27 protein-coding genes are annotated in these 25,240 nt (G+C 67.3%); 12 read left to right on the plus strand and 15 right to left on the minus strand.

Annotated features, from left to right (window positions below):
• Window positions 1-260: 260 nt before the first annotated feature.
• Genes AC3WOB_RS23380 through AC3WOB_RS23390 form a run of 3 tightly spaced genes read right to left on the minus strand, consistent with a single transcriptional unit; the run spans window position 261 to window position 3,379 of the window.
• On the minus strand, window positions 261-1,511 hold the full coding sequence (locus AC3WOB_RS23380) for a CaiB/BaiF CoA transferase family protein (protein ID WP_013394750.1): 1,251 nt from the start codon (window positions 1,509-1,511) through the stop codon (window positions 261-263).
• A 20-nt stretch (window positions 1,512-1,531) separates the two neighbouring features.
• Window positions 1,532-2,332 (minus strand): enoyl-CoA hydratase/isomerase family protein, encoded by an 801-nt coding sequence (locus tag AC3WOB_RS23385; RefSeq protein WP_013394749.1) that lies wholly within the window; start codon window positions 2,330-2,332, stop codon window positions 1,532-1,534.
• Between the two features lie 51 nt (window positions 2,333-2,383).
• Window positions 2,384-3,379 carry a Bug family tripartite tricarboxylate transporter substrate binding protein gene (locus AC3WOB_RS23390; RefSeq protein ID WP_492276327.1) on the minus strand — a complete coding sequence of 332 codons (996 nt, stop codon included), beginning with the start codon at window positions 3,377-3,379 and terminating at the stop codon, window positions 2,384-2,386.
• 128 nt (window positions 3,380-3,507) lie between these two features.
• Between AC3WOB_RS23390 and AC3WOB_RS23395 the strand changes: the two genes are divergently transcribed.
• The gene (locus tag AC3WOB_RS23395; RefSeq protein WP_148260620.1) at window positions 3,508-4,209 is read left to right on the plus strand and encodes a GntR family transcriptional regulator; all 702 of its coding nucleotides are present in this window, start codon (window positions 3,508-3,510) and stop codon (window positions 4,207-4,209) included.
• 74 nt (window positions 4,210-4,283) lie between these two features.
• On the opposite strand, the gene AC3WOB_RS23400 is transcribed toward AC3WOB_RS23395, so the two are convergent.
• On the minus strand, window positions 4,284-5,567 hold the full coding sequence (locus AC3WOB_RS23400) for an MFS transporter (protein WP_013394746.1): 1,284 nt from the start codon (window positions 5,565-5,567) through the stop codon (window positions 4,284-4,286).
• 103 nt (window positions 5,568-5,670) lie between these two features.
• Here AC3WOB_RS23400 and AC3WOB_RS23405 point away from each other — a divergent pair, with 103 nt between their 5' ends.
• The gene (locus AC3WOB_RS23405) at window positions 5,671-6,279 is read left to right on the plus strand and encodes a TetR/AcrR family transcriptional regulator (protein WP_492276328.1); all 609 of its coding nucleotides are present in this window, start codon (window positions 5,671-5,673) and stop codon (window positions 6,277-6,279) included.
• A gap of 206 nt (window positions 6,280-6,485) precedes the next feature.
• Window positions 6,486-6,707 (plus strand): hypothetical protein, encoded by a 222-nt coding sequence (locus tag AC3WOB_RS23410; protein WP_054455972.1) that lies wholly within the window; start codon window positions 6,486-6,488, stop codon window positions 6,705-6,707.
• A gap of 62 nt (window positions 6,708-6,769) precedes the next feature.
• On the opposite strand, the gene AC3WOB_RS23415 is transcribed toward AC3WOB_RS23410, so the two are convergent.
• On the minus strand, window positions 6,770-7,675 hold the full coding sequence (locus tag AC3WOB_RS23415; protein WP_492276329.1) for a LysR substrate-binding domain-containing protein: 906 nt from the start codon (window positions 7,673-7,675) through the stop codon (window positions 6,770-6,772).
• A 201-nt stretch (window positions 7,676-7,876) separates the two neighbouring features.
• Between AC3WOB_RS23415 and AC3WOB_RS23420 the strand changes: the two genes are divergently transcribed.
• A complete protein-coding gene (locus AC3WOB_RS23420; protein WP_148260721.1) occupies window positions 7,877-8,836 on the plus strand; it encodes a LysR family transcriptional regulator in 960 nt (319 codons plus the stop codon).
• Here the strand turns inward: AC3WOB_RS23420 and AC3WOB_RS23425 are convergent.
• Window positions 8,809-10,098: an Nramp family divalent metal transporter gene (locus AC3WOB_RS23425; protein WP_492276330.1), complete on the minus strand. Its 1,290-nt coding sequence runs from the start codon at window positions 10,096-10,098 to the stop codon at window positions 8,809-8,811. The genes AC3WOB_RS23420 and AC3WOB_RS23425 overlap by 28 nt on opposite strands.
• 129 nt (window positions 10,099-10,227) lie before the next feature.
• A complete protein-coding gene (locus AC3WOB_RS23430; protein WP_013394740.1) occupies window positions 10,228-10,653 on the minus strand; it encodes an OsmC family protein in 426 nt (141 codons plus the stop codon).
• Between the two features lie 272 nt (window positions 10,654-10,925).
• Between AC3WOB_RS23430 and AC3WOB_RS23435 the strand changes: the two genes are divergently transcribed.
• The 6 genes from AC3WOB_RS23435 (at window position 10,926) to AC3WOB_RS23460 (ending at window position 16,483) form a co-directional block, all read left to right on the plus strand.
• Window positions 10,926-12,080 (plus strand): ABC transporter substrate-binding protein, encoded by a 1,155-nt coding sequence (locus AC3WOB_RS23435; RefSeq protein ID WP_492276331.1) that lies wholly within the window; start codon window positions 10,926-10,928, stop codon window positions 12,078-12,080.
• Window positions 12,081-12,256: 176 nt separating this feature from the next.
• Window positions 12,257-13,165, plus strand: a complete 909-nt coding sequence (gene ehuB, locus AC3WOB_RS23440) for an ectoine/hydroxyectoine ABC transporter substrate-binding protein EhuB (protein ID WP_013394738.1) — start codon at window positions 12,257-12,259, stop codon at window positions 13,163-13,165.
• Window positions 13,166-13,175: 10 nt separating this feature from the next.
• On the plus strand, window positions 13,176-13,829 hold the full coding sequence (gene ehuC / locus AC3WOB_RS23445; RefSeq protein WP_013394737.1) for an ectoine/hydroxyectoine ABC transporter permease subunit EhuC: 654 nt from the start codon (window positions 13,176-13,178) through the stop codon (window positions 13,827-13,829).
• On the plus strand, window positions 13,826-14,497 hold the full coding sequence (ehuD, locus tag AC3WOB_RS23450) for an ectoine/hydroxyectoine ABC transporter permease subunit EhuD (RefSeq protein WP_013394736.1): 672 nt from the start codon (window positions 13,826-13,828) through the stop codon (window positions 14,495-14,497). Before ehuC ends, ehuD begins: the two co-directional genes overlap by 4 nt.
• Window positions 14,494-15,264 carry an amino acid ABC transporter ATP-binding protein gene (locus tag AC3WOB_RS23455; RefSeq protein WP_492276332.1) on the plus strand — a complete coding sequence of 257 codons (771 nt, stop codon included), beginning with the start codon at window positions 14,494-14,496 and terminating at the stop codon, window positions 15,262-15,264. The genes ehuD and AC3WOB_RS23455 overlap by 4 nt, the downstream gene beginning before the upstream one ends.
• A gap of 106 nt (window positions 15,265-15,370) precedes the next feature.
• Entirely contained in the window at window positions 15,371-16,483 is a 1,113-nt protein-coding gene (locus AC3WOB_RS23460; protein ID WP_492276333.1) for an NADH:flavin oxidoreductase/NADH oxidase, read from the plus strand.
• Between the two features lie 42 nt (window positions 16,484-16,525).
• On the opposite strand, the gene AC3WOB_RS23465 is transcribed toward AC3WOB_RS23460, so the two are convergent.
• Both AC3WOB_RS23465 and AC3WOB_RS23470 read right to left on the minus strand, forming a co-directional pair.
• The gene (locus AC3WOB_RS23465; RefSeq protein WP_492276334.1) at window positions 16,526-17,620 is read right to left on the minus strand and encodes a maleylacetate reductase; all 1,095 of its coding nucleotides are present in this window, start codon (window positions 17,618-17,620) and stop codon (window positions 16,526-16,528) included.
• Window positions 17,617-18,606: a tripartite tricarboxylate transporter substrate binding protein gene (locus AC3WOB_RS23470; protein WP_492276335.1), complete on the minus strand. Its 990-nt coding sequence runs from the start codon at window positions 18,604-18,606 to the stop codon at window positions 17,617-17,619. The genes AC3WOB_RS23465 and AC3WOB_RS23470 overlap by 4 nt, the downstream gene beginning before the upstream one ends.
• Before the next feature lie 146 nt (window positions 18,607-18,752).
• Between AC3WOB_RS23470 and AC3WOB_RS23475 the strand changes: the two genes are divergently transcribed.
• Window positions 18,753-19,688, plus strand: coding sequence for a LysR family transcriptional regulator (locus tag AC3WOB_RS23475; RefSeq protein ID WP_013394731.1), 936 nt, complete (start codon window positions 18,753-18,755; stop codon window positions 19,686-19,688).
• A gap of 63 nt (window positions 19,689-19,751) precedes the next feature.
• On the opposite strand, the gene AC3WOB_RS23480 is transcribed toward AC3WOB_RS23475, so the two are convergent.
• The 6 genes from AC3WOB_RS23480 to AC3WOB_RS23505 all read right to left on the minus strand — a co-directional run bounded on the left by AC3WOB_RS23480 (window position 19,752) and on the right by AC3WOB_RS23505 (window position 24,086).
• Complete coding sequence (locus tag AC3WOB_RS23480; protein ID WP_492276336.1) at window positions 19,752-20,498, minus strand: 2OG-Fe(II) oxygenase; 747 nt, start codon at window positions 20,496-20,498, stop codon at window positions 19,752-19,754.
• Entirely contained in the window at window positions 20,498-21,202 is a 705-nt protein-coding gene (locus AC3WOB_RS23485) for a 2OG-Fe(II) oxygenase (RefSeq protein WP_492276337.1), read from the minus strand. Before AC3WOB_RS23485 ends, AC3WOB_RS23480 begins: the two co-directional genes overlap by 1 nt.
• 50 nt (window positions 21,203-21,252) lie before the next feature.
• On the minus strand, window positions 21,253-21,975 hold the full coding sequence (locus AC3WOB_RS23490; protein ID WP_492276338.1) for a 2OG-Fe(II) oxygenase: 723 nt from the start codon (window positions 21,973-21,975) through the stop codon (window positions 21,253-21,255).
• 178 nt (window positions 21,976-22,153) lie between these two features.
• Complete coding sequence (locus tag AC3WOB_RS23495) at window positions 22,154-22,840, minus strand: dUTPase (protein ID WP_013394727.1); 687 nt, start codon at window positions 22,838-22,840, stop codon at window positions 22,154-22,156.
• Window positions 22,841-22,909: 69 nt separating this feature from the next.
• Window positions 22,910-23,431, minus strand: coding sequence for a hypothetical protein (locus AC3WOB_RS23500; RefSeq protein ID WP_013394726.1), 522 nt, complete (start codon window positions 23,429-23,431; stop codon window positions 22,910-22,912).
• Window positions 23,432-23,447: 16 nt separating this feature from the next.
• Window positions 23,448-24,086, minus strand: coding sequence for a DedA family protein (locus AC3WOB_RS23505; RefSeq protein ID WP_013394725.1), 639 nt, complete (start codon window positions 24,084-24,086; stop codon window positions 23,448-23,450).
• Window positions 24,087-24,192: 106 nt separating this feature from the next.
• On the opposite strand from AC3WOB_RS23505, the gene AC3WOB_RS23510 reads away from it, so the two are divergent.
• Window positions 24,193-25,233 (plus strand): metal-dependent hydrolase, encoded by a 1,041-nt coding sequence (locus tag AC3WOB_RS23510; protein ID WP_492276339.1) that lies wholly within the window; start codon window positions 24,193-24,195, stop codon window positions 25,231-25,233.
• The last annotated feature ends 7 nt before the right edge of the window (window positions 25,234-25,240 follow it).

A 25,240-nucleotide genomic window follows, 5' to 3' on the forward strand; every position in this document is an offset into this window, starting at 1 on the left:
GCCGAGGCTGCCCTGCGCCATTCCGATGCTCGCCCCGGTGGGGCTGCGCTTCGGATGGCTCCGGGGTCCTCGGCTGGAAATTGCCCAATGCGTTGGTTTCGGACCCCGTTCATGGGCAGATGCCGTGAGCCGGTGGCCGGGCGGAGGAATCCGAAGCGCAGCCCCACCGGGGCGAGCATCGGAATCCCGCAGTCCGGACGCCGGCGACTCAAGAACCCCGCCTCACAAAACCGATCGTCAGCAATTCCGCCAAAAATGCCCTAAACCGATGCGCGTTCACGGTCCACAGCCGTGACCACGCCAGCCTCGATCAGTGCGTCGATTTCCTGCTGGCCATAGCCGAACTCTCCCAGGATCGCGATGGTGTCTTCGCCCAGCCTGGGCGCCGCGCGGTGGTATTGCGCGGGCGTGGCCGACAGCTTCACGGGCATGCCCACGGTGCGCACCTTGCCGGCCACCGGGTGATCCTGTTCCACCACCATGCCGCGCGCCAGCGTTTGCGGATGCGACAACGCCTGCGCGATCGAATGCACCGGTCCGGCAGGCACGCCGGCCTCGTCGAAAACGTCCAGCCATTCCTGCGCGCTGCGGCTCTTCAGGATGGCGGACATTTCTTCCACCAGCTGATCGCGGTTCTGCATGCGGTCGCGGTTGCGCGCGTAGCGCGGATCTTCGGCCCATTCCGGCTTGCCCAGCGCCTGAGTGATGCGCTGCCAGTTCTTCTCGTTGGCGCCGCCGATGATGATCCAGTCGGTGGCAGTGGGAAACGCCTGGTACGGCGCACTGAGCACGTGCGCCGACCCGGTGGGGCCGGGCGACACGCCGCTGCCGAAATAGATGGCGGCATGCCAGTACAGTTGCTGCAAGCTGGCTTCGAGCAACGACGTTTCCACGATCTGGCCTTCGCCGGTGCGCTGCTTGTGCTGATAGGCCGCCAGCACGCCGAAGGCCGCCAGCAGGCCGGCGTTGATGTCCGCGACCGAATTGCCGGTGCGCAGCGGCGGCCCGCCCGGTTCGCCGGTGATCGCCATCAGGCCGGAAAAGCCCTGCGCCACCAGGTCGAAACCGCCCTTGTCAGCATAGGGGCCGGTGGTGCCGTAGCCCGATACCGCGCAATAGATCAGGCCGGGGTTCTCCTGGCGCAGCCGTTCGTAGCCCAGGCCCAGTTTCTCCATCGTGCCTTTGCGGAAGTTCTCGGTCACCACGTCGGCATCGCGGATCATGCGCAGCAGCACCTTCTTGCCCTCGGGGTGCTTCAGGTCCAGCGCGATGGCGCGCTTGTTGCGGTTGAGCATGAGGTAGGGCGCCGAGATGCCGTTGATCTGCGGGTCGCGGTACTGGCGCGAGTCGTCGCCGCCGTCGATCTTCTCGACCTTGATGACGTCGGCGCCCATGTCGGCCAGCATCATGCCGCAGGTCGGGCCGGCCATGATCTGCGACAGCTCGATCACGCGCATGCCGGCGAGCGCGCCGGCGGGGCGCTGGGTGTCGCCCTGGGTATCGTTATGCATGAGTCCTCCTTGCATGGGGTTCAGCGGGCGTTGAATTGCGGCTTGGCCTTGGCCAGGAAGGCCTGGTAGCCCGTGCGGAAATCCTCGGTGTCGAAGCAGTCGAAGGCTTCGTCGCGGTCGGCGTCGGTCAAGGTCTTGCCGTCCACCAGGTTGCGGATGAATTTCTTGTGCCAGCGCGCCACCAGCGGCGCGCCGTCGGCGATGCGGCGGGCGGCGGCCTGCGCTTCCGCGGCGACCTGGTCGTCGGGCGCCACGCGCGTGACCACGCCCAGGCGCAACGCTTCCTGGGCGTCGAAGATGGTGCCTTCCAGCAGCACCTGCAGCGCAGCGGACGGGCCGACCAGGCGCACCAGCGGCGCCAGTTCCGAATACGACATCACCAGCCCGAGGTTCTTGATGGGCACGCCGAAGCGCGAGCTCGCGCCGCAGATGCGGATGTCGGCCAGGCTGGCGATCTCCATGCCCCCGCCCACGCAGATGCCGTGTATCTGCGCCACCACGGGATGGCGGCAGTTGCCGATGGCCTCTATGGTCCGGCGCATGACCGCGCCGTACTCGATGGCTTGACGCTTGTTGCTGCGGGCGGTCTCGAATTCGCTGATGTCGTTGCCGGGAGAGAAGGCTTTCTCGCCCGCGCCGCGCAGCAGCACGCAGCGCACGCTGTCGTCGGCGTCCAGCTCCAGGAAGGTGTCGCCCAGCAGCCGCCAGCTGTCTATGGTGAAGGCGTTGAGCTTTTCCGGGCGGTTCAGCACTACGGTCACGATGTCACCGTCGCGCTGGCGCAGGATGGGGGAGGAATCGGAATTGGGGGTAGCGCTCATGGTGTTCCTTTGCTTGGGCGGGGGGCGCACCCCCGCCGGGTTGCTGCGGGCTTACTGCTTGGTCAGGCCCAGGCTGGCGGTGAGCTTGCCGTACTTGCTCCATTCATCCTGGACGTAGCTGGCGAAGGCCGCGGGATTGCTGGGGCCGCCGCCCAGTTCCATGCCCTGGTCGGCCAGCTTGGCCTTGATCTCGGGATCGGCCAGGGCCTGGCTCAGGGCCTGGTCGAGCTTGTCCAGGACCGGCTTGGGCAGCTTGGCCGGGGCCAGCACCGCGTACCACTGCACCACGTCCAGGCCCTTGATGCCGGACTCCGCCAGCGTGGGCACGTCGGGCAGGCGCTTGCTGCGTTCCGTGCTGGTCACGGCCAGCGGACGCAGCTTGCCGGCCTGGATCTGGTTGATGGCGCCGGGCAAGGTGTCGAAGTTCATGTCCACGCTGCCGCCCAGCAGGTCGGTCATGGCCTGGCCGCTGCCCTTGTAGGGCACGTGTTCCATGCTCACGCCCGCGATCTGCGAAAAGCGCGCGGCGCTCAGGTGCTGCGGGCTGCCCATGCCGGAAGACGCGTAGGTTAGCTGCTTGGGCTTGGCGCGGGCGTCGTCCACCAGGTTCTGCACGCTGGCGTAGCTGTGCTTGGCCGGGTTGACCACCAGCACATTGGGCACCGAGCCGATGTAGCGCACCGGCGTGAAATCCTTGATCGGGTCGACGCTGGACTGCACCACGTAGGGCGCGGCGACGGTGGACTGCATATTGGCGAGCAGCAGGGTGTAGCCGTCCGGATCGGCCTTGGCCACGAAGTCGGCCGCGATCAGGCCGGATGCGCCGGGCTTGTTCTCGACCACGACCTGCTGGCCCAGGAGGGTGGACAGGCGCGCGGACAGGATGCGGGCCGACACGTCGGTGCCGCCGCCGGGCACGAAACCGACGATCAGGCGTACTGGCCGTTCCGGCCATTTGGATGCGTCCTGCGCCAGGGCGGGGCTGGCGGCGGCCAGGCTGGCGGTCAACGCCAGGGCGCCGGCCCAGGCGCGAGCGTGCTTGTGCATGTGGGTCTCCTTGGTGGTTGTAAGCCTGCCCGCGTGTTGCTTGATCTATGATGGGGTCAGGTTGGTATGCCGCTGGTGTTTGGTATACCAGATACAAAAATAGTCGAATTAGCGAGTGGCAACAACTCATGGCTAACCCTGAAGTTATGGACCAGTCCGTCCCCGATTTGGCCATCCATCACCCCACGCTGCCGGCCGTGGTGGCCGAAAAACTGCGGCAGCTCATCATCGACGGCACCTTCAAGCCGGGCACCTGGCTCAACGAACGGGACCTGTGCGAGCAGTTGAAGATCTCGCGCACGCCGCTGCGCGAGGCCTACCGCATGCTGGCCTCTGATGGCCTGGTGACCTTGCAGCCCAAGCGCGGGGCGATGGTGATCGAGTTGTCGGCCGATGACGTCGAAAACATCTTCGATGTGCTGTCGGTGCTGGAAGGCCTGGCGGTGCGCAGCGCCGCCGAGCGCGCGACGGACGCGGAGCTGGCGCACATCGCGCAACTGCACGCGCAGATGCTGCAGGGGTATGAGCAGCGCGACATCCGCGCGTATTTCGCGGCCAGCATGGGCACGCACATCGCCATCAACCGCGCCGCCCACAACCCGGCGCTGACGCATTCCTATGACAGGTTCAACCTGCAGGTTCAGGCGCTGCGCTACAAGTCGAATTTCGATATCGACGAATGGACGGCGGCGGTGGCCGACCATGAGGCCTTCGTCCAGGCGCTGATGCGGCGCGATGGCGAGCTTGCGGAGTCGCTCATCCGCAAGCATGTGGGCAGCAAGAAGACCTACAACTTGCGCGGGCGCGCGGGTGGCGCGGCCAAGGCCTGACTAGGCCTGTGTAGGCCTGTAATTTTGCGCGGGCGGCGCGCGGCCGGGGGCCGGCGGTCCGCCCGCAGTCGCAGTCAGGCCGGCTGCGGCACCGCGCGCTGCCTGCCTATCATCAGCGCGATGACGGCGGCGATCAGGCCGGTCATGCCGGAGATGACGAAGGCCATCAGGTAGCTGCCCTGCGCTTCGCGCACGGCGCCCGCCATCCAGGCGGCGCTGGCGGCGCCCAACTGGTGGCCGGCGACGATCCAGCCGAACACGATGGGGGCATCGCGCTCGCCGAAGGCTTCGGTCGTCAGGCGCAGCGTGGGCGGCACCGTGGCTATCCAGTCCAGGCCGAAGAAGATGGCGAAGATCGACAGGCTGTAGAACGAGAAGTCGGAATAGGGCAGGTAGATCAGCGACAGCCCGCGCAGGCCGTAGTAGACGAACAGCAGCTTGCGCGGATCGTAGCGGTCGGTCAGCCAGCCGGACGCCGTGGTGCCGATCAGGTCGAAAATGCCCATCAGCGCCAGCAGGCCCGCGGCCTGCACCTCGGGCATGCCATGGTCGCCGCAAAGCGCGATCAGGTGCGTGCCCACCAGACCGTTGGTGGTAAAGCCGCAAACGAAGAAAGTGGCGAACAGGAACCAGAAGGTGCGGGTGCGCGAGGCCCGCGCCAGCGCGCCGAAGGTGGCGGCCAGCATGCCGGTGCGCGGCGCGGCAGGCGCCGGCGGCGCATGCGGATCGCTGCCGAACGGCACCAGCCCGACGCTGGCGGGGCGGTCCGGCACCAGCCACCAGGCCAGCGGCACCAGCGCCGCCGCCGCGGCCGCCACGGTCCAGACCACGCGGGTCCAGTCGCCGGAGGAGGCCAGCGCCGCCAGCACCGGCAGGAACACCAGCGTGCCGGTAGCGGAACTGGCGGTCAATAATCCCATCATCACGCCGCGGTGCTTGGTGAACCAGCGGTTGACCACGGTCGCGCCCAGCACCACCGCCACCGCGCCCGAACCCAGGCCCGAGAACACGCCCCAGGTCAGCAGCAGATGCCAGGACTCGGTCATGAAGGCGCTGGCCGCGCTGGACGCTGCCATCACGACCAGGGCGCCGATCAGCACCCGCCGCAAGCCGAAGCGCTCCATCGCCGCGGCGGCGAAGGGGCCGACCATGCCATACAGGAAGATGCCGACCGCGGCGGCCAGGGAGATGGTGCTGCGGCTCCAGCCAAAAGTTTCTTCCAGCGGCACCAGTAGCACGCTGGGCGAGGAACGCAGGCCGGCGGAAACCAGCAGGGCCAGGAAAATGACTGCGACGACGACGAAAGCGTACTTCTGGCCGGCGCGCCGGAAAGGAATGGGAGGCTGGGCTATACTCATGTTACTGACCGGTACGTAATGGGGTTGCGAATAGTACGTACCGGTCAGTAACATAGTCAAGCGATTTCTCGTCGCGTCCGTCATCCGGAAAAGGAGCCCATCCATGGCCAGCAAGACCACCGCCGCCGACCGGCCTGCATCCAAGCCGCCGCTGGCGGCCGATCGCATCCGCAAGACCGCGCGCGAAATGTTCTATCGGGACGGCATCCGGGCGGTGGGCGTGGACGCCATCGTCAGCGAGGCGGGCGTGACCAAACCCAGCCTGTACCGCAACTTTTCGTCCAAGGATGAGTTGGCGGCGGCCTATCTGCGCGACTACGACGCCGAATTCTGGGCGCGTTTCGATGCCGCCTGCGCGGCGCATCCGGGCGACCCGCGCGCCCAGGTCCTGGCCTACCTCACCGGCTTGAGCGCGCGAGCGGTGCAAAGCGGATACCGGGGCTGCGGCCTGACCAACGCGGCGGTGGAATACCCCGAAGCCGGCCATCCTGCCCGCGCCGTGGCGGTGGAACACAAGGCGGAGCTGCGCAGGCGCTTGGCCGCCATGGCGGCGGACATGGGGGCGGCCGATCCCGACGCGCTGGGCGATGGCCTGTTGTTGTTGTTCGAGGGCGCCTTCGTCTCCAGTCAGCTTTTCGGCGAAGGCGGACCTGCCGGGCGGGTCGCACGGATGGCGGACATGCTGATTCAGGCACATCTCGCAAAGTCCTGATTCGGCGCGCTTGCGGCGATTGGGGGCGGTCGACGGACCAATGGCACAAGAAAGGTGCAGGCAGCAGTGCACATGTGCACCATTTTTGGTGTTTGTACCCATTGCGCAACGCACAAAAAAATGCTTAAGAAATTTATTGCGACGCAGCAAGCACAGGTCTAAGATGGACTCGTGTTGTTCCACATCGCTTTCTCAAGGAGAGAACCATGAGCGATACCGCGCTGAAGAATGCCCGCATGTCGGATGAGCTGGAACGTACCCTGATTCATGACGCCATCATCGCGGAAAGCCTGTCCGGCCATGCCTCCGGTTCGCGCTGGCTGCGCCTGAAAGTGCGCCTGGCGGCCTTTGGCGGCGCCGTGGGTGAAGTGCTCCACGACATGGACGCTGGCCGCCGCCAACACCCCGTGGTTTCCGCCTATCACTGAAGTGCCCTGGAGCGACGCGCGCAGCGTCGCGAGCGAAAACGCCGGCAATCTGCCGGCGTTTTTCATGGTGCCAGTTGAGTCTCGTCCAGGACTTCACGCAGGCAGGCGATGAATTGCCGGGCGGCTGGCGTCAGGTCGCTGCCCTTGCGCTGTATGACGCAGACCTGCAGGACCGGCAGCGCATCGTCAAGCTCCAGGCGCCGGATGCCCAGGTTTTTGAAGACCGCGTCCGCCAGCGGCTCCACGAACAGTCCCAGATGATCCGTCTGCGACACCAGGGCCAGGGCCGCGGTGAGCGAATCGCCTTGCACCACGCGCGGCGGTACCGGCATGCCCAACGACGCGAACAGTCGGGTCGTGGCCGATAGCGGATCGCCGCCATCGCCGGGCAAGGCCCATTCAGCGTTGAGCAGTTCGTGCATTGAGCGCCGGTTGCGCAGGGGATGTTGCCTGCGCATGCCGACCACCAGCCGTACCGGGAATAGCGGCTGGCATTCGAACTCGTCCCGCAACAGCTCCGGGTCCGCATGCATGACCGCGAAATCGACCTGCGGCTCGCGCAGCCGCGTCAGAATGCCTGCCAGGCCGGCTTCGCTGACGTGCAGCGAAACGCCGGGGCGCCGTTGCCGCAACCGCCGGAACGTCGGGATGAACAAGGTCTGCGCGAACGCGGCGCTGACCGCCACGCGCACCTGGCCGGCATTGCCGTCACGCAACTGAGCGACCTCGTCGCGCGCCCGTCGCATGTCATCCAGCAGCAGCTGCGCGCGGGGCAGCAGGGCCGCCCCGCATTCCGTGAGCGTGATGCCCTTGACGCTGCGTTCGACCAGGGCGGCGCCGAGTTCGCGCTCCAGTTCGCGCACGATCTTGGTCACGGCGGGCGCCGAAACGTCCAAGCTGCGGGCGGCAGCGCGGATGCTGTGTTGCGTGGCGACCGCGACGAATGCCTGCAACTGGTTGGGTTTCATGGACCACCGCCGTTTATGTGTAAACCAAACGGAAACGATGATAAGAGAATTTTGGCTTTTCGGTTTACGTAGGCATCCCTAGAATGCGCCCTGGGAGTGCTGCGGCGGTTGCGCAGGATTGCGAAAGCGGGCGCACTCCAAAGTCCCCGGCTTGCGCATGCATGCACGTTGGGGGGCGGCGGGTGGAATTTCGGGATGGGTATGGATCTTTTGGCAGCGATGCGCATCTACGTCCGCGTCGTCGAACGCGAGACGATGTCGGGCGCCGCCCGCGACCTGGGCATGGGGCAGCCAGCGGTGAGCGAACGCATCGAGAAACTCGAGCGCTTCCTGGGCGCCACCTTGCTGTTGCGCACGGGACGCGCGCTCAAGTGCACCGAAGCGGGCAGAATCTTCTACGAACGCAGCCAGGGCTTGCTGGCTTCGGCAGCCGAGGCGGCCGAGGCCGTCTGGGCGACGGGCCAGGAGATCGGCGGCACGCTGCGGATCGCCGCCGCCCATTGCTACGGCGAAAAGGTTGTGGTTCCTACGTTGATCGCGGCGCGGAACGAACACCCGGGCCTGCTGATGGATCTGATCCTCAACGACGCGGCCGTGGATCCGGCCGTCGAAGGGGTCGATCTTTCGATTCGCCTGGGGAGCGCCGGCGACGGGCGCTATCTTGCCTATCCGCTGGGAGAGGTGGACCACGTGCTGGTGGCCACGCCCGAATATCTAGACCGGTACGGCCCGGTCCTCAACAGGCAGGATCTCGCCAGGCATCCCTTCATCCGCGTCAAGGACGCTTTCCAGAACAAGGCCTTGCCCATGATGGATGCCGCGGGCGAAAGCCGGCCAGCGGCAATCCGCACGGCCGTCACCACCACGCATTGGCGCGCGATGTTCGACATCATTCTGGGAGCGGGCGGTATCGGAGTCGTGCAGCAGCCCGCTTGCGCTGCGGAGCTGGCGTCCGGCAGGCTGGTGCGCCTGCTGTCCGACCATCGGATGCGTTCGCTGCCGGTCACCGCGCTGACGCCGCCGCAAAGGCCGTTGCCACGGAAGACCCGGGCCATCATCGGCATGTTGCGGGAGGCCATCGAGCTCCGCCGCGGCGCGGCGCCGCGCGGCGAGGCCACCGGCCAGTCCTGGGTTCAGACCAGCATGTCAGCCACCAGATAGCCGTCCAGCAGCAGGATACCGACCGTGGCCGCAATCGCCGCCCAGGCCCAGGCGCCGCGCAACACGTACTTGCCCATCAGGCTCTTGCGGCAGGCCAGCAGCACCAGCGGGCCGAGCGCAAAGGGCAGGGCCAGGCTCAGGATGACCTGGCTCAGCACCAGCAGGCTGTCGGGGTCCTGGCCGCCGGTGAACGCCAACAGGCCGACCGCCGCCGCGCCCGCCAGCAACCGGGTTGCAAGCGCGCGGCGCCGGTCGGACCAGCCCTGGCGGATCTGGAAACCGTTGGACAGAATGCGTCCGGCCAGCACGCCGGTGATGGTGGAGCTTTGGCCCGCGGCATACAGCGCCACGGCGAACACAATGGCCGCGCCCACGCCCAGCGTCTGGCCGATCACGGCATGCGCGTCGTCCAGGCTGGAGACGATCAGTCCCGAACCCGACAGCGATGCGGCGGCGACGATCATGATGGCGGCGTTGATCAGCATCGCCAGGCCCAGCGACACGATGGTGTCGTTGCGCGCCACGCGCATGGCCAGGTCGCGCGCGGCGGGCGGCAGTTGCTGCGCGCGCTGGGCCAGCGAGCCCGAATGCAGGTACAGGTTGTGCGGCATCAGGGTGGCGCCGAGTATGCCCAGCGCGATCAGGAAGCCCTGCGGGTCGCGCAGCGCCCGGCCAGTCTGGGTGACGCCATGCGCGACTTCCGTCCAGGCCGGCTTGGCCTTGAACAGCAGGAACACGAAGGACATGGCGACCACCGACAGCAGCAGGGCGATGAAGCGTTCATGTTTATCGGCGTTGCCGCGGGTCAACGCCAGCACGGCGAAGGTGCCAACGCCGGTGACCGCGACGCCCGCGATCAGCGGCAGTCCGAAGAGCAGGCGCAGCGCGATCGCGCCGCCGATGAGCTCGGCAAGGGCAGTTGCCAGGATTGCCGCCTCGCCGGCCAGCCAGGCCGTCCTGGCCAGGCGCGGCGACAGGTGCCGGGCCGTCAGCGTGGCCAGGTCCTGGCCGGTAGCCAGCGCCAGGCGCGACACCAGGATCTGGAAGCCCAGCGCCAGCAGGGCCGAGATGACCACAACCAGCAGCAGCCCATAGCCGAAGCCGCTGCCGCCGGCGATGTCGGTGGCCCAGTTGCCCGGATCGATATAGCCCACGGCCACCAGGATGCCCGGGCCAGCGATGCGGCGCAGTCCCGCCGACACCTGCACGTCCTGCGCCAGCGCGGTCCTGCCGCCGGATATCGCGTAGATGAATTGGCTCATGCTCGCTCCTGAGAATGATTCTCATCATCCTCTCGCAGGGGCGGAGCGTCAAATTGATTTTGGGCAAGCAGGGGATAGGCTGGCCCAATGGCGCCGCCCTCGCCGGACGGGCCCTGGGCCGCAGCGGGATCAGGACTTGAGCTTCGCGTCCATGGAGATCTTGGCGTTCAGCACCTTGGACACCGGGCATCCTTTTTCGGCCTTGCGGGCCGCGTCCTCGAAGGCCTGGGCGCTGGCGCCGGGGATGACGGCTTCCACGGTCAGGTGGACGGCAGTGATCGAGAAGCCATCGTCCACCTTGTCCAGCGTGACCTCGGCCTTGGTGTCCAGGCTTTGCGCGACCATGCCTGCTTCCGCCAGGATGTTCGACAGGGCCATGGTGAAGCAGCCGGCGTGGGCCGCGCCCAGCAGCTCCTCGGGGTTGGTGCCCGGGGTGTCGCCGAAGCGGGTATTGAAGCCGTAGGCCTGTTCCTTGAGCGCGCCGCTCTGCGTGGAGATGGTGCCCTTGCCGGTCTTCAGGTCGCCGGACCAGTGGGCGGTTGCGGTTTTCTTCATGCGTGACTCCTGTAGTAGGGCCGCGCCCGTCGCGAGCGCGGCCGGTGTGGGAGGGCGCGGGCCGCCGGCTGGGGGCGGAGCGCATTGCCTGGGTTGGCATGACCGATGATACGGCGGGCACGGGCGCCAGGCGCGGAAAGCGTCTGCACGCAACGGCAAGCCGATGTAACCGCTGGTCTTGCAGCGCGACTGCTTGATGCGCGTCGCAAGGCGGCGCGCGCCCATCAGGCAAAATACGGGCATCTGCTCAAACTTCGCCGAGAACTGCTGTCATGTCTTACAAGCTCGTCCGCTACGCCTGCGCTGTCGCGCTGGCCGTCCCCGCCTTGTCCGCCCACGCCGAAATCGTCATCGGCGTGGACGTGTCCACGACCGGCCCGGCCGCCGCCATCGGCATCCAGACCAATAACGCGATCCGCCTGTGGCCCGCCACGCTGGGCGGCGAGCCGGCCCGCTACGTGGTGCTGGACGACGGCACCGACGTCAGCAGGGCGGTGAAGAACATGCGCAAGCTGACCTCGGAAGACAAGGTCGACGCCATCGTCGGCCCCAATACCACGGCTGCGGCACTGGCGGGCCTGGACGTGCTGGCCGAGACCGGCACGCCCATGATCGCGCTGGCCGCGTCCAGCGTCATCGTCGAGCCGCTGTCGGATCCGAAACGCGCCTGGGCCTTCAAGATGCCGCAGAACGATTCGTTGATGGCCACCGCGCTGGTCGCGGACATGAAGAAGAAGGGCCTGAAGAACGTAGCCTTCATCGGCTTCGCGGATTCCTACGGCGACAGTTGGTGGAAGGAGTTCACCGCCGCCGCCGGGACCGACCTGAAGATCGTGGCGCAGGAACGCTTCCAGCGCACCGACGCGTCGGTGGTGGGACAGGTGCTGAAGGTCATCGCCGCCAAGCCCGACGCCGTGCTGATCGCCGGCGCCGGCACGCCTTCCGCCTTGCCGCAGAAGACGCTGCTGGAACGCGGCTACACCGGCGCCATCTACCAGACGCATGGCATCGGCACGCTGGAGTTCCTGCAGGTCGGGGGCGCGGACGTGGAAGGCACCTTGTTCCCCACCGGCCCCGGCGTGGTGGCGCGCGAGCTGCCGGACGACAACCCGGTCAAGAAGGTGGCGGTGGCCTTCGCCGACAAGTACGAAGCCCGCTACGGCGCCAACACGCTGACCCAGTTCGCGGGCGACGCCTATGGCGCCTGGATGCTGCTGGATTCGGCGGTGGCGCGGGCGCTGAAAACTGGCGCCAAGCCCGGCACCCCGGAGTTCCGCGCGGCGCTGCGCGACGCCCTGGAAAACACGCGTGATCTGGTTGTGCCCAATGGCGTCCTGAATATCACCAAGGACAACCACCAAGGCTTCGACGAGCGCGCCCGAGTCATGGGCATCGTCAAGAACGGCCGTTTTTCCTACGCGGAGTAAGTGGGGACATAGACGTCTACCATTCGTAACTTGTCCTGACCTCTCATAGGGCGACGGATCGAAAAGCAGGCTGCGGCCTGCTTTTTTTCGGACACATCATTCGTATAGAAATCATTTAATAGCGTATTATTTTTAGTGAATTCATATACCTCGAAATAAATACAGGAGAAACTGCCATGAGCCTGATCCGATCCAGACGTTTGCTTGCCGCCTTGAGCCTGGGGGTGCTGGCGGCATGTTCCGACTCGGGGTCCGACAAGGCTGCGCCGGCCGCGAGCGCACCCGCCGCGGCGTCCACCCTGGAGGCCGCCAAGGCCGCTGGCAAGATACGCATCGGCTACGCCAACGAAGCGCCTTTCGCCTACATGGACAGCAAGGAAGCCAAGGTCACGGGCGAGTCCGTGGAGATCGCGCGCGTGGTACTCAAGCGCATGGGTATCAACGAGGTGGAGGGCGTCCTGACCGAGTTCGGCTCCCTTATTCCGGGTCTGCAGGCCAAGCGTTTCGACATCATCGCGGCGGGCATGTACGTCACCCCCGAACGCTGCCAACAGGTGGCGTTCTCCGACCCCACCTACGGCGTCGGCCAGTCCTTCCTGGTCAAGCAGGGCAATCCCAAGAATCTGCACAGCTACGAAGACGTGATGAAGAATCCCGACGCCAAGCTGGGCGTGGTGGTGGGCGCGATCGAAGCGGAGTACGCCTCCAAGATCAAGGTGCCGCCGGCGCAAGTGGTGGTGTTTCCCGACGCGGTCAGCGCGCTGTCCGGCGTGCAGGCCGGGCGCGCCGACGCCTACGCGGCCACGGCGCTCACGGTCAACGACTTGATGGGCAAGACCAGCGCGGCCAGCGGCCTGGAGAAGGCCGATCCGTTCAAGGACCCCGTCATCGACGGCAAGGACGTGCGCGGCTATGGCGCCTATGCCTTCCGTTCCGACGACAAGGCTTTTGCCGACGCTTTCAACGCTGAATTGGCCAAGTTCATCGGTACCGAAGAACACCAGAAGCTGGTGGCGCCCTTCGGCTTCACCCCGCAGGAGCTGCCCAAGGGAGTCACGGCCGCCAAGCTGTGCGCCGGCCAGTAAGGGGGGGCGCATGCGGTTGATATCCGAGCATTTCGCCGAGCTCGTGCCGCCACTGCTGCAAGGGCTGGCGGTCACGCTTGAGATCATGGCCGGCGCGGTGGTGCTGGCCGTCCCGCTGGCGCTGGCCGCGGGCATCGGGCGCCTGTCGTCGCTGCGTCCCTTGCGCTGGATCGCGGCGGTCTACGTCGAGGTGTTCCGCGGCACCTCGGCCCTGGTGCAGCTGTTCTGGTTCTATTTCGTGCTGCCGCTGTTCGGCGTGCAACTGCCCGCCATGCTGGTGGGCATCGTGGTGCTGGCGCTGAATGCCGGCGCCTATGGCGCGGAAGTGGTGCGCGGCGCGATCCGCGCGGTGCCGCCGGGCCAGCGCGAAGCCGGCGTCGCGCTGAACCTGACGCGCGGCCAGATCATGCGCCGCATCGTGGTGCCGCAGGCCGTGCCGGCCATGCTGCCGCCGGCCGGCAACCTGCTGATCGAACTGCTGAAGAATACCGCGCTGGTGTCCCTCATCACCATCACCGACCTGACTTTCCGCGGCCAGTTACTGCGCAGCGAGACCTTGCGCACCACCGAGATCTTCACCCTGATGCTGCTGATGTACTTTGCCGTGGCCCTGCTGATCACGGCCGGCGTGCGGCTGCTGGAACGCAAGGTGCGCGTGCGATGAAGCCGGTATTCGATTGGTCCTTCGCCCTGGAAATCCTGCCCACGCTGGGCTCCGCGCTGCTCATCACGATCCAGGCCACCGTGCTGGGCATGCTGGTGGCCGTCACGCTCGGCCTGGCGCTGGCGCTGTTGCGGCGTTCGCGCCTGCGCATCGTGTCGCTGCCCACGGCTTTCGTGATCGAGTTCGTGCGCAGCACGCCCTTGCTGGTGCAGATGTACTTCCTGTTCTACGTCCTGCCCCTGACCGGCGTGCGGCTGTCGCCGCTGGCCACCGGCATCGCCGCGCTGGGCCTGCACTACGCGACCTATTGCGCCGAGGTCTACCGTGCCGGCATCGAGGCGGTGCCGCGCGGCCAATGGGAGGCTGCCACCGCGCTGAACATGTCGCGCTGGCGCACGGCGGTGGGCGTGGTGCTGCCGCAGGCGATTCCGCCGGTGGTGCCGGCGCTGGGCAATTACCTGGTCGCCATGTTCAAGGACACGCCGCTGCTGTCGGCGATCACCGTGGTGGAACTGCTGCAGCAAAGCAAGATGATCGGCTCGGCGACGTTCCGCTACACCGAGCCCCTGACCCTGGTGGGCCTGCTGTTCCTGGCGCTGAGCCTAGTGGCGGCCTGGGGCGTGCGCGGCCTGGAGGCCCGCCTGCAACGATATGGAGGAAAGCGATGAGCGCCAGCGTAAGCATCAAGAACCTGCGCAAGCAGTACGGCGATCTGGAGGTGCTGCGCGGCATCAACCTGGAGATCCCGTCGGGCCAGACCGTGGCCGTGATCGGCCCTTCGGGCTCGGGCAAGTCCACCCTGCTGCGCGTGCTGATGACGTTGGACCGGCCCACCAGCGGCGACATCGAGATCGATGGCGTGCCCATGTGGACCGACGCCCAGGGCCGCCCCGCCGGGCCCAATTCGGACCATCTGCGCAAGGTCCGCGGCAAGATCGGCATGGTGTTCCAGCACTTCAACCTGTTCCCGCACATGACGGCGCTGGCCAACGCCATGGAGGCGCCGCTGCACGTGCTGGGCATGTCGCGCATCCAGGCGCGCGAACGCGCCGTGGAATACCTGGAAATGGTCGGCCTGGGCGACAAGCTGGAGGTCTATCCGGCGCAGTTGTCGGGGGGGCAGAAGCAGCGCGTGGGCATCGCGCGCGCGCTGGCCATGTGCCCCGACATCATGCTGTTTGACGAGGTGACCTCGGCGCTGGACCCGGAACTGGTGGGCGGCATCCTGCAAATCCTGCGCGACCTGTCGGCCCGGCGCAGCATGACGATGATCATCGTGACCCACCAGATGAAGTTCGCCGAACGCAGTTCGGACCGGACCCTGTTCTTCGACGAGGGCAATATCGTCGAGGACGCCGAATCGTCGGTGCTGTTCAGCCAGCCCCAAGAGGCGCGCACGCGCCAGTTCCTGGATTCGGTGATCGAAGGGCAGTAGCGCATCGCTCGCGGCTGCGGTTGACCCCGCCCGGGCCTGCGGTATTCAGGCCGCCAGCCGGGTTGGGGCGCTATGCTTTCGCATCCCATGCCCCGGAGGCTCCAGCATGTCCCTGCTTTTCAGTCCCATCTCCATCGGCCAGCTGGAGCTGGCCAACCGCATCGTCATCGCGCCCATGTGCGAGTACTCGGCTGAAAATGGCCTGGCGACCGATTGGCACATGATCCATCTGGGACACCTGGCCTTGTCCGGCGCCGCGCTGCTGTTCGTGGAAGCCACCGCCGTGGAGCCCGACGGCCGCATCACCCCGGGAGATCTGGGCCTGTGGTCCGACGAAACCGAGGCGGCGATCGGCCGCGTCGTCGCCGCCATCCGCCGCTATGCGCCCATCAAGCTGGGCATACAGCTCGCCCACGCGGGCCGCAAGGCTTCCAGCGACGCGCCCTGGAACGGCGGCCAACTGGTCCCGCCCGAGGCTGGCGGCTGGCAGGGCTGGGCGCCCTCGGCGCTGCCGCACAACGCGTCCGAACCCGCGCCCCATGCGCTCGACGCGGCAGGCCTGGCGCGTATCCGCGATGCCTTTGTGGCCAGCGCCAAACGGGCTATCCGGCTGGGCTTCGACGCGATCGAGCTGCACGCTGCGCACGGCTATCTGCTGCACCAGTTCCTGTCGCCCTTGTCGAACCGGCGCGACGACGCCTACGGCGGCTCGCTTGAGAACCGCATGCGTTTTCCGCTGGAAGTCTTCCAGGCGCTGCGCGAGCTCACGCCGCCGTCCGTGGCGCTGGGCGTGCGCGTATCCGCCACCGATTGGGTCGAGGGCGGCTGGGATCTGGAACAGACGCTGGTGTTGGCGCAGGCCTTGAAGGAACGGGGCTGCGAGTTCATCGACGTCTCCAGCGGCGGCGTTTCGCCGCAGCAGAAGATCCCCGCCGGGCCGAATTATCAGGTGCCGTTCGCCGACGAGATCAAGCGCAAGGTGGGCATGCCCACCATCGCGGTGGGCCTGATCACCGAGGCGCAACAGGCGGAAGACATCCTGGAGCACGGTCAGGCCGACATGGTCGCGCTGGCGCGCGGCATGCTGTACGACCCGCGCTGGCCCTGGCATGCCGCGGCGCAATTGGGCGGCCAGGTCAGCGCGCCGCGCCAATACTGGCGCTCGCAGCCGCGGGATCAGAAGGCGCTGTTCGGCGAAACCCGCTTCGGCCAGCGCTAGGCGAAAGCGGCAGGCAGGTCCGCGGCCTGCCTGAATCCCGTCCTATGGCCGCGTGCCGTCGTAGGCGTTTTGCAGCAAGGTCCGCAAGGCCTCGCGCTCCAGCGGGCGGGGATTGGGGTAGGGCGTTTGCAAGGCGATGTCGCAGGCGCGGTCCAGGTCTTGCTCGCGCATGCCGATATCGCGCAGCGCGGTGGGCGCGCCCAGCGAACGGGCCAGGTCGAACACGCCAGCCGCCGCAGCCGGCGCGCCCAGCGCCGCCGCGATGCGCTCCATGGCTTGCGGCGCGGCCGCGGCGTTGTAGGCCAGGGCGTGGGGCAGCACCACGGTGTGGACTTCGGCGTGAGGCAGGTTGAAGCTGCCTCCCAGCGTGTGGCAGAGCTTGTGATGCAGTGCCATGCCCACGCTGCCCAGCACCGTTCCGCACAGCCACGCACCGTAGAGCGCGTTGCTGCGCGCCTGCAGCAGATCCGCGCCGCCGGCGCCGGCGTGGATGGCGGGCAGCGACTGCGCCAGCGCGCGTATGCCTTCCTGCGCCATCAGGTCCATGATCGGATTGCCGTCGCGCGCATACAGGCCTTCGGCCGCGTGGGCGATGGCATTGATGCCGCTGGTCACGCTCATCGATACCGGCAGCGACAGGCTCAGTTCCGGGTCGTACACCACGCTGCGCGGCAGGACGCGGTCATCCTTGCCGGTCTTCTTCATGCCGGCCTCGGTGATGCCGTAGATCGGCGTCATTTCCGAGCCCGCATAGGTGGTGGGCACCGCGATGACCGGCAGCCCGGAGTCCAGGGCGATGGCCTTGCCCAGGCCGATGGTGGAGCCGCCGCCCACGGCCACCGCGCAATCGGCGCCCAGCTCGCGCGCCGCCTCCCGCGCCTGGCGCGCGATCTCGATCGGCACGTGCATCACGGCCTGGTCGAAGATCCCGGCCACGCGCGCCTCGCCCAGCAAGGTTGCGACCCGTTCGGCCTGCGCGCGCTGCGGCGGCGTGCAAAGCACCAGCGCGCGCCGCAGCCCCAGCGTATCGAGTTCGGCCGCCAGGCCGCCCAGGCTGCCCGGCCCGAAGACCACGCGCTGGGCGCGGCTGGCGTAGATGAAGGATTGCATGGCGTTCCCGGTCGGCATGTCGGTCATTGTGCAACGATTCCGCGGCTCTTGATGAGCTGGCCCCAGCGTTGGGATTCGGCCTGCACCAGCCGGTTCATGTCGTCGCGGCCGCCGGCCACCACTTCGAAGCCGGATTCGGTGATGCGTCCGGCGACGGCCGGGTCGCGCAGCGCCGCGATGGTGGCGTCGGCCAGCTTGTCCAGCGTCGCCGCCGGCGTTTGCGCCGGCGCCACCATGCCCACCCAGGAATAGATCTCGAATCCCGGATAGCTTTCGGCGATGGCGGGCACGTCCGGCAGGGCGGCGACGCGCTTGGGCGCGGTCACCGCCAGCGCGCGCAGCTTGCCGCTCTGGATGTGGGGCAGCACCAGCGGCAGGCTGGCGATGATGGATTCCACGTGTCCGCCCATCAGATCCGACACGGCCGGACCGCCGCCCCGGTAGGGCGTATGGATGCCGCTGGTGCCCGCGGCCTGGTGGAACATTTCGGCCGCCAGGTGGTTGGAACTGCCCGCGCCGACCGAGGCGTAGGACACGCTGCCTTTCTTGCCGGCCGCCACGTAATCGGCCAGCGTCTGGTAGGGACCACTGGCCGTCACCGCCAGCACCATGGGCGAACGCACCATGTACGACACGCCGGTCAGGTCGCGCGCCGTGTCATAGGGCAGCTTGGGGTAGATGTGCTGCTCGGTGGCGTAGGAATCGAACACCATTTCCACGGTGTAGCCGTCGGGCGCGGACTTGGCGACCAGCGCCGTGCCTATGGTGCCGCCGGCGCCGCCGCGGTTGTCGATGACCACCGTCTGGCCCAGCTTGTCCTGCAGCGCCTGCTGCACCTGGCGCGCTACCCGGTCCACGGTGCCGCCCGCGGCAAAAGGCACCACGATCGTCACCGGCTTGCTGGGATAGGAATCCGCCAGCGCGGGCAGGGCGGTGGCCCAGGCGCCTGCGGCGAGGGCGGCGGTCGCCAGCAGGGCGCGGGGCGAGCGGCGGGGGGCGGTAATAGGGGGCATGCGGGTCTCCTGGGCTTATCGTCGTTGTATCTGGCCGTCTATCTTTGTCAAAATTGCCAAAGTGCGGCCATGCACGGTATCGTAATTGGCAAATTCCCCAGGAAAGCTGGCGTCGCACGCCAAAGCCTTTTGCGCCATACGCACAAATGAAAACCGTCAAATTCGCCGAGAGCCTGTCCATCTTCGTCGACGTCGCCCGCGCCCAGAGCTTTTCCGAGGTGGCCCGCCGCCGCGGCATGGTGGCCTCGTCCGTGGCGCGGCAGATCGGCGCGCTGGAGTCCGAACTCAAGGTGCCGCTGTTCGTGCGCTCCACCCGCGCCCTGATGCCAACCGAGGCCGGCGAGGTGCTGTACGAGCGCGCCGTGAAGATCCTGCACGACATGACCGAGGCGCGCTCCGAAGTCATATCTCTGGAGCAGACCGTGCAAGGCCTGTTGCGCGTCAGTTGCCTGCCCGCGTTCGCGCGGCGCTACGTGGTGCCCATGTTGCAGCAGCTGGGCGAACGCCATCCGCAGTTGCAGGTGGAGCTGGAGTTGACCGAGCGCGTGGTGGACCCGGTGGTGGAGCGCATGGACGTGGTGGTGCGGGTGGGGCAGCAGCCCGACAGCAGCCTGATCGGGCAGCGCATCGGCAGCCATCGCTACCTGATCTGCGCCGCGCCCTCATACCTGGAGCGTCATGGCGTGCCGCGCACGCTGGCGGACCTGTCGCGCCATCGCCTGATCGACCGGCGCCACAGCACCAGCGTGCGCGGCTGGCGCGAGCTGGGCGATGGCCAGTGGGCGCAGGACGCCCGATTCGTGCTGGAATGCGACGATTGCGACGCGCGCCGGTTCGCGGCGCTGGAAGGGCTGGGCATCGCGCTCATGCCCAACTGGTCCGCGGGCGCGGACATCGGCGCCGGGCGCCTGGTGCAGTTGACGCTGGAGGACGCCAGTCCGCCGCCGGAAAGCGGCATTTATCTGCTGCGCGCCATGCCGCGCGCCAATGCGCGTATCCGCGCTTTCACCGAGCAGTTGCGGCGGCAGATCGGCTCCCCTTTGGTGTGGGACGCGGCCATCGAGACGGCGCGCGCGGCCTGACGCGCCTGGAAACAGGTTGCGCGGTCGTCATCCGCGGCTGGGCGGCCCCGCTGGCGCCGCGCCTTATTTGGCGTCGTGGAAAATGATCCCCAGCGTGTGCCGCTCGCCCTTGCGCAGCCGGCTGACACCGTGCCGCAGATGGGCCCGGTAATAGCCGCGCCCCGAACGCACCGGCTTGTGGTTGACGGCAAGCACCACGGCATCGCCTTGCCGCAGCGGCACCACGTCGGCCCGGCCAGGCTGCTTGGGGTTGCTTTCGGCCAACAGCAGTTCGCCGCCTTCGAAGTCGCGCCCTGGCTCGTCCAGCAGGAAGATGACCTGGAACGGAAAGACGTGATCGCCGTACAAGTCCTGATGCAGGCAGCAGTAATCGTTCACCTGATACCGCAGCAGCAGCGGCGTGGGCCGCCGTTGGCCCGCCGCATGGCAGATGTCGCGGAACTCGTCGTGGCTCGCGGGAAAACGTTCCTCGATCCGCATGGCGGCATGCCAGCGGTTGGCGATGGGCGCCAGGCGAGGATAGAGCGACTGCCGCAAGCCTTGGACGGCGTCGGGCAGCGGGTAGCCGAAGTACTTGTACTCGCCCCGGCCGAACGCATAGCGCTCCATCACGATGCGGCTGCGAAAGCGCGCTTCGTCGGTGTAGCTGCGCGCGAGTTCCCTGCACTGGGCGGACGTCAGCAGCGCGGGCAGGACGGCGTAGCCATCGCGGCCGAGCGCGTCTTCGGCGGCCTGCCAGTCGGCCGCCGCAATCCGGGCTTCAGGCGGCTCGTGTTGCAGGATCGTTGTCGGCATGGTGCAGGTTGGCATCAGGGCGCATCGTGAAAATACAGTTCCAGGCCGACGCGCTCGCCCTTGCGCACGCGGCTGACGGCATGCTTGAGATTGACGCGATAGTCGCCCTTGGAACCTGAGAAGGGGCGTTCCGCCGTGGCGATGATGGCGGCGTCGCCGAACTTGAGCGGCGCCACCATCGGACGCGACTGCATGCGCGGACGCTGCTCCGTCATCACGAATTCGCCGCCCTGAAAGCCATCGCCCGGTTCGGACAGCAGCGCGACTACCTGCATGGGGAATACCTGCTCGCCATCATTGCGCTGATGCAGCGCCACGTAGTCGTCGACGCCGAGTCGGTTCAGGTGAGAGCGCGCCCTGGTCTGGCCCGCCTGCCGGTTGCGCGCCAGGAATTCCGGCAGCTCGGCGGGGTAGCGCAGGCTGGCGCCCATGCGCTCGTTCCAGCGATTGGCATGGCCGGCCAGCCGGCGGTACAGCGACGCGCGCACCGGCTCCAGCGGCGCCGGCATGGCGGCGTCGAAGTAGTACAGCTCGCCGCGCCCCAGCCCGCTGGATTCCAGGCTTACCCGCCTGGCTTGCGGCGCGTCGACCTGCCGCGCCAGGCTGCGCGCCAGCTCGGTGTCCAGCAATCCGGGCAGCAAGGCATAGCCTTCGGTATCGAGCTGCGATCCGATGTCTGCCCAGTCCAGGCGCTCCAGGCGGGTCTCGAGGGCGGTCATGCCGCTGTCATGCATAGGGTTCTCATCGATGTTCGGAAGCGAGCGTGGCGTCATGCTGCGTCATGGAAGATAAGGCCCACGGTGTGGCGCAGGCCGCCGCGCACGCGGCTCACGCCGTGCCGCATGGCGACCTTGCGCGGCCCGCGCGCGCCCGCCGCAGGCCGTTGATTGACGGTGAACACCACGGCGTCGCCCTGGTTCAGCGCCACGACGTCGGCGCGCTGGCCATTGGCGCCAAGCTCGGTCATGACGAATTCGCCGCCGGTGAAATCCTTGCCGGGTTCGGACAGCAGGATGGCGACCTGCAGCGGAAACACATGCTCGCCATAGAGATCCTGGTGCAGGCAGTTGTAGTCGCCCTCGCCGTATTGCAGCATCAATGGCGTGGGGCGGGCCTGGCCCGCCCGATGGCAGCGTTGCAGGAAGGCGACCAGTTCAGGCGGGTACTGCGTATCCTTGCGCAGTTGTTGATTCCAGCGGTTGGCTATCGGCGCGAGCCGGGCATAAAGCGCATGGCGCAGGCAGTCGAGCAACGGCGGCAAGGGGTACGCGAAGTATTGGTATTCGCCGCGTCCGAATCCATGGCGCGCCATGATGATGCGCGAACGGAAGCGCGCTTCGTCCGGGTAAAGAGCGGAAAGGCCGCGGCATTGCCGCGCCGTCAGCAGTCGGGGAAGTACGGCGTTGCCATGGGCATCCAGGGCATGCTCCACAGTCACCCAGTCATAGCGGGCGGCGTTCATCGCCTGGTTCTCGCTTGCCGCGGCGTGCATGCCGGATCCTCTCTGCGCTTGAAGACCCGTTCAGTATAAAAACTCACGCCTCTTTTAAAACTCCGTTCCTTGCGCTTGGCTGGGAAGCGCGCTTCCCTGGGAGCCTGGCGCTGCCGGCTCCGCCATGAAAAAACGCCGCGAGCGCGGCGTCTTTCAGGCGGGCGGGGCAGGCGGGCGCTTACAGGCGCGAGTACGCCTGCTCCAGTTCGCGATGCAGCTGGTCGGCGAAATCCTCGCGCGCGGGGTCCAGCTGCGACAGCAGGCGGGCCAGCACGACGTTGTCTTCCTCGCCGTTCCAGATCTTGATGTAAGTGCCTTCCTTGTAGCCATGCTGCTGGCGGAAGATGTTCAGCACGTTCTTGGACACGTATTGCGTGTAGGCGTCGTTCCAGCTCATGTCGCAGGACGTCATGGTCTGTTCCAGCACCTTGAAGCTGGCGCGGCCGCACACGGCCAGGCCGCCGATCAGTTCCAGCAGCTCGGGCACGTTCAACTGGTCCAGCGTGTGGGTCTTGCCGTCCAGCGCGACCGAGGCCGGGCCGGACAGGTCGGCGACCAGCGCGCCGGCGGCGGCGCCGATGTCGCCGCGGGCTTGCACGATGGTGTGCGACAGGTAGAAGTGCAGGATGTCCACCAGTTCCATTTGCACCTGCGGCAGGTCGATGGTCTGCTTCTTCCACCACTTCCAGCCGTAGTGTTCCAGCGCCTCGGCGGATTCGACGAAGGCGGCGCGCAGGAAGCGGGCTCCGCCGTTGACCCAATCCGGATTGATCATGCTGTTCAAGTGGCCCTGCAGCTTCAGCATCGTGGCCGCCTGGGCCTGGTTCAATCCGACTACGTTATTCACTTTTACTCCGTGGTTCATGGGTCTTTCGACAGCGGCGGAAATGTTAGCACCATTGCCCGCCCGAGCCGGGCCGCCCCGGTGGCGGAATCAGGCGTCGCCGTCCTTGCGGTAAGAAGAGCGCTTGAGCGGAGGCAGCGGCGCCTTGCCGCGCGGATTGCGCGCGTTGCGGGCGGCCTTGAACAGCATCATGGCGAAGAAGAACAGGAAGACGGCGGGCATGGCCTCGTCCAGGTCGAACCCGGGGCCGCGCAGGGCTTCGAAGATGATGCGCGCTCCGGCCCAGCCGGCCAGGATGCCGCCCACCGTCAGGATGACGCCGATCTTGCGCTGGGTGGCTTGGCGGGCCATCGATACCTCGGCGGCATCTGTCTGGCCCGGAGCCGCGGGCGCTTGCCGCGATTGCAGGGGCGGCGGGGCCGGCTTGCCCCAGGGCGCGCCGGATAGCGTTTCAGAGGGAGAGGCCGGGGGCGCGGGAGGGGGCGGGGGAGCTGCCGGGCGGGATTGCGCCCGCTTGTCGGGAACCTGCCCCGGCGTTACGCCGCCGGCACGCGTCAGGTTCTCGATATAGCGCGCGAAGTCGCCATTCCTGGGCTCCCCATCTATGGCCATGGCCCCTCTCTCCGGTTCAGTTGCCGCGGCGTTGGCGCGCCGGGACCCGGCGCTTGCGCAGCATGGCTATCAACAGCCCGCATCCTAGCAGCACCGAGAGTCCCGCGCCGATCATCATGGCAATCTGTTGCGCATTGTCCGCCGTGCCCAGGCTGCGCGCCGTGATGTAGCCCGGCGCCAGCATCAACGGCATCCACAGGATGGCGGACGTGACGTTGGCCAGCTGGAAGCGGCTGTGTCCCATGCCCATCACGCCGGCGACCGTGGGGATGGTGGAGCGGATAGGCCCCAGAAAGCGGCCGATCAGCACGGAAGCGAAGCCGTAGCGGTAGAAGAACAGGCGGGCGCGAGCCACGCCGCTGCGCTGTTGCTTCAGCGGCCAGCGGCGCAGGACGCCGGGACCGGCCCAGCGGCCCAGCCAGTAGGACAGGGCGTCGCCCACGATGGCGCCGGCGATGCCCCAGGCGATGATGCTCCAGGGGTTCAGGGTGCCCGCGCCGATCAGGCCGCCGGTCAGCAGCATCAGGGCCGTGGCCGGGATGAACAGGCCCAGCAGCACCATCGATTCGCCGAGGGTGAGCAGGAAGGTAATCGGGCCCGCCCAGGCCTGGTTGGCCTCGATGAACATCGCGATCTGGTCGACGTATTGGTCCATGGATACAAAGTTGAAATTTAGCTGAACGCAATCGGGTATGTTAACGCCTGCGGAACTGCCGGTGCGCCGTATAGTCCGTCTGGATGAAGCTAAATGTTGGAGAGTTATGGATTCGGTTACGCAGGCGGTGCTGGGCGCGGGCATACAGGGCGCCCTGTTGGGACGGGTGCAGGGGCGCCGGGCGCTGATCTACGGCGCGGCGCTGGCGACAGTGCCGGACCTGGACGTGCTGATGAGCTACCCGGACCCGGTGTCGCTCATGACCTACCACCGCGGTTTCTCGCATTCGGTCTTCGTGCTGACCGGCCTGGCGGTCTTCCTGACCTGGCTGATCCGCAAATACTGGCCGCAGGCGCCGTACAGCGGACGCCGGCTGTTCCTGACCTTATGGCTGGTGCTGGTGACCCATCCCGTGCTGGACGCCTTCACGGTCTACGGGACGCAGCTATTCTGGCCGCTGGCGCTCATTCCTGAAAGCTGGGCCGCCGTGTTCATCATCGACCCGGTCTATACCGTGCCGTTGTTGCTGGCGGTGCTGTTCGCCGTCGGCTTCGGCATGACGCGCACCGCGCGCAGGCTGCTGGCCGCCGCGCTGGTCTTCAGCACGGCCTACCTGGGATTCGGGTTGGCCGCGCGCATTGCCGCCGAGGACCGCGTGCGCGAGGCGATGCAGGCGCAGGGCATTGCCGTCAGCGAACTGCGTGCCGTGCCCATGCCTTTCAACACGCTGGTGTGGCGCGTCATCGCCAAGACGCCCGACGGCCACTATTACGAGTCGGTCAGCAGCCTGTTCGACCGGGATCCACCGGAATGGCTGCGCCAGCCGCTCAATCTGGACGTGGCGCAGGCGCTGGCGGACGCGCCGCTGCACCAGCGCCTGCGCTGGTTCACGGACGACTGGCTGCGCTACGACGTCATCGGCAACGCGCTGGTGGTGACGGACCTGCGCATGGGCATGGCGGGCCACTACACGTTCCGCTTCAAGATGGCGGAACGCGCGGCGGACGGCAGCTGGCAGGCGGTGACGCCTTCCATCTGGCCCAGCGAGCGCGGCGGCTGGGCTGAGCTGAAGCTGGTGCTGGGCCGCATCCTGCATGCGCAGCCGCCCTTGCCGCTGGCGCAGTGGTCGGAGCTGTCGACGCGATAGGCCGGGA

The sequence above is a fragment of the Achromobacter sp. FW305-C-30-7 genome (assembly GCF_058783105.1).

Bases quoted from the DNA above. Each gene is read 5' to 3' on its own strand.
- AC3WOB_RS23410 (WP_054455972.1), top strand. From the start codon at position 6,486: ATGAGCGATACCGCGCTGAAGAATGCCCGCATGTCGGATGAGCTGGAA.
- ehuD (WP_013394736.1), top strand. From the start codon at position 13,826: ATGAAGCCGGTATTCGATTGGTCCTTCGCCCTGGAAATCCTGCCCACG.
- AC3WOB_RS23435 (WP_492276331.1), top strand. From the start codon at position 10,926: ATGTCTTACAAGCTCGTCCGCTACGCCTGCGCTGTCGCGCTGGCCGTC.
- AC3WOB_RS23390 (WP_492276327.1), bottom strand. From the start codon at position 3,379: ATGCACAAGCACGCTCGCGCCTGGGCCGGCGCCCTGGCGTTGACCGCC.
- AC3WOB_RS23460 (WP_492276333.1), top strand. From the start codon at position 15,371: ATGTCCCTGCTTTTCAGTCCCATCTCCATCGGCCAGCTGGAGCTGGCC.
- AC3WOB_RS23405 (WP_492276328.1), top strand. From the start codon at position 5,671: ATGGCCAGCAAGACCACCGCCGCCGACCGGCCTGCATCCAAGCCGCCG.
- AC3WOB_RS23430 (WP_013394740.1), bottom strand. From the start codon at position 10,653: ATGAAGAAAACCGCAACCGCCCACTGGTCCGGCGACCTGAAGACCGGC.
- AC3WOB_RS23490 (WP_492276338.1), bottom strand. From the start codon at position 21,975: ATGCACGCCGCGGCAAGCGAGAACCAGGCGATGAACGCCGCCCGCTAT.
- AC3WOB_RS23400 (WP_013394746.1), bottom strand. From the start codon at position 5,567: ATGAGTATAGCCCAGCCTCCCATTCCTTTCCGGCGCGCCGGCCAGAAG.
- ehuB (WP_013394738.1), top strand. From the start codon at position 12,257: ATGAGCCTGATCCGATCCAGACGTTTGCTTGCCGCCTTGAGCCTGGGG.
- AC3WOB_RS23510 (WP_492276339.1), top strand. From the start codon at position 24,193: ATGGATTCGGTTACGCAGGCGGTGCTGGGCGCGGGCATACAGGGCGCC.
- AC3WOB_RS23485 (WP_492276337.1), bottom strand. From the start codon at position 21,202: ATGACCGCCCTCGAGACCCGCCTGGAGCGCCTGGACTGGGCAGACATC.
- AC3WOB_RS23505 (WP_013394725.1), bottom strand. From the start codon at position 24,086: ATGGACCAATACGTCGACCAGATCGCGATGTTCATCGAGGCCAACCAG.
- ehuC (WP_013394737.1), top strand. From the start codon at position 13,176: ATGCGGTTGATATCCGAGCATTTCGCCGAGCTCGTGCCGCCACTGCTG.
- AC3WOB_RS23395 (WP_148260620.1), top strand. From the start codon at position 3,508: ATGGCTAACCCTGAAGTTATGGACCAGTCCGTCCCCGATTTGGCCATC.
- AC3WOB_RS23495 (WP_013394727.1), bottom strand. From the start codon at position 22,840: ATGAACCACGGAGTAAAAGTGAATAACGTAGTCGGATTGAACCAGGCC.
- AC3WOB_RS23465 (WP_492276334.1), bottom strand. From the start codon at position 17,620: ATGACCGACATGCCGACCGGGAACGCCATGCAATCCTTCATCTACGCC.
- AC3WOB_RS23385 (WP_013394749.1), bottom strand. From the start codon at position 2,332: ATGAGCGCTACCCCCAATTCCGATTCCTCCCCCATCCTGCGCCAGCGC.
- AC3WOB_RS23420 (WP_148260721.1), top strand. From the start codon at position 7,877: ATGGATCTTTTGGCAGCGATGCGCATCTACGTCCGCGTCGTCGAACGC.
- AC3WOB_RS23415 (WP_492276329.1), bottom strand. From the start codon at position 7,675: ATGAAACCCAACCAGTTGCAGGCATTCGTCGCGGTCGCCACGCAACAC.
- AC3WOB_RS23455 (WP_492276332.1), top strand. From the start codon at position 14,494: ATGAGCGCCAGCGTAAGCATCAAGAACCTGCGCAAGCAGTACGGCGAT.
- AC3WOB_RS23480 (WP_492276336.1), bottom strand. From the start codon at position 20,498: ATGCCAACCTGCACCATGCCGACAACGATCCTGCAACACGAGCCGCCT.
- AC3WOB_RS23500 (WP_013394726.1), bottom strand. From the start codon at position 23,431: ATGGCCATAGATGGGGAGCCCAGGAATGGCGACTTCGCGCGCTATATC.
- AC3WOB_RS23475 (WP_013394731.1), top strand. From the start codon at position 18,753: ATGAAAACCGTCAAATTCGCCGAGAGCCTGTCCATCTTCGTCGACGTC.
- AC3WOB_RS23380 (WP_013394750.1), bottom strand. From the start codon at position 1,511: ATGCATAACGATACCCAGGGCGACACCCAGCGCCCCGCCGGCGCGCTC.
- AC3WOB_RS23470 (WP_492276335.1), bottom strand. From the start codon at position 18,606: ATGCCCCCTATTACCGCCCCCCGCCGCTCGCCCCGCGCCCTGCTGGCG.
- AC3WOB_RS23425 (WP_492276330.1), bottom strand. From the start codon at position 10,098: ATGAGCCAATTCATCTACGCGATATCCGGCGGCAGGACCGCGCTGGCG.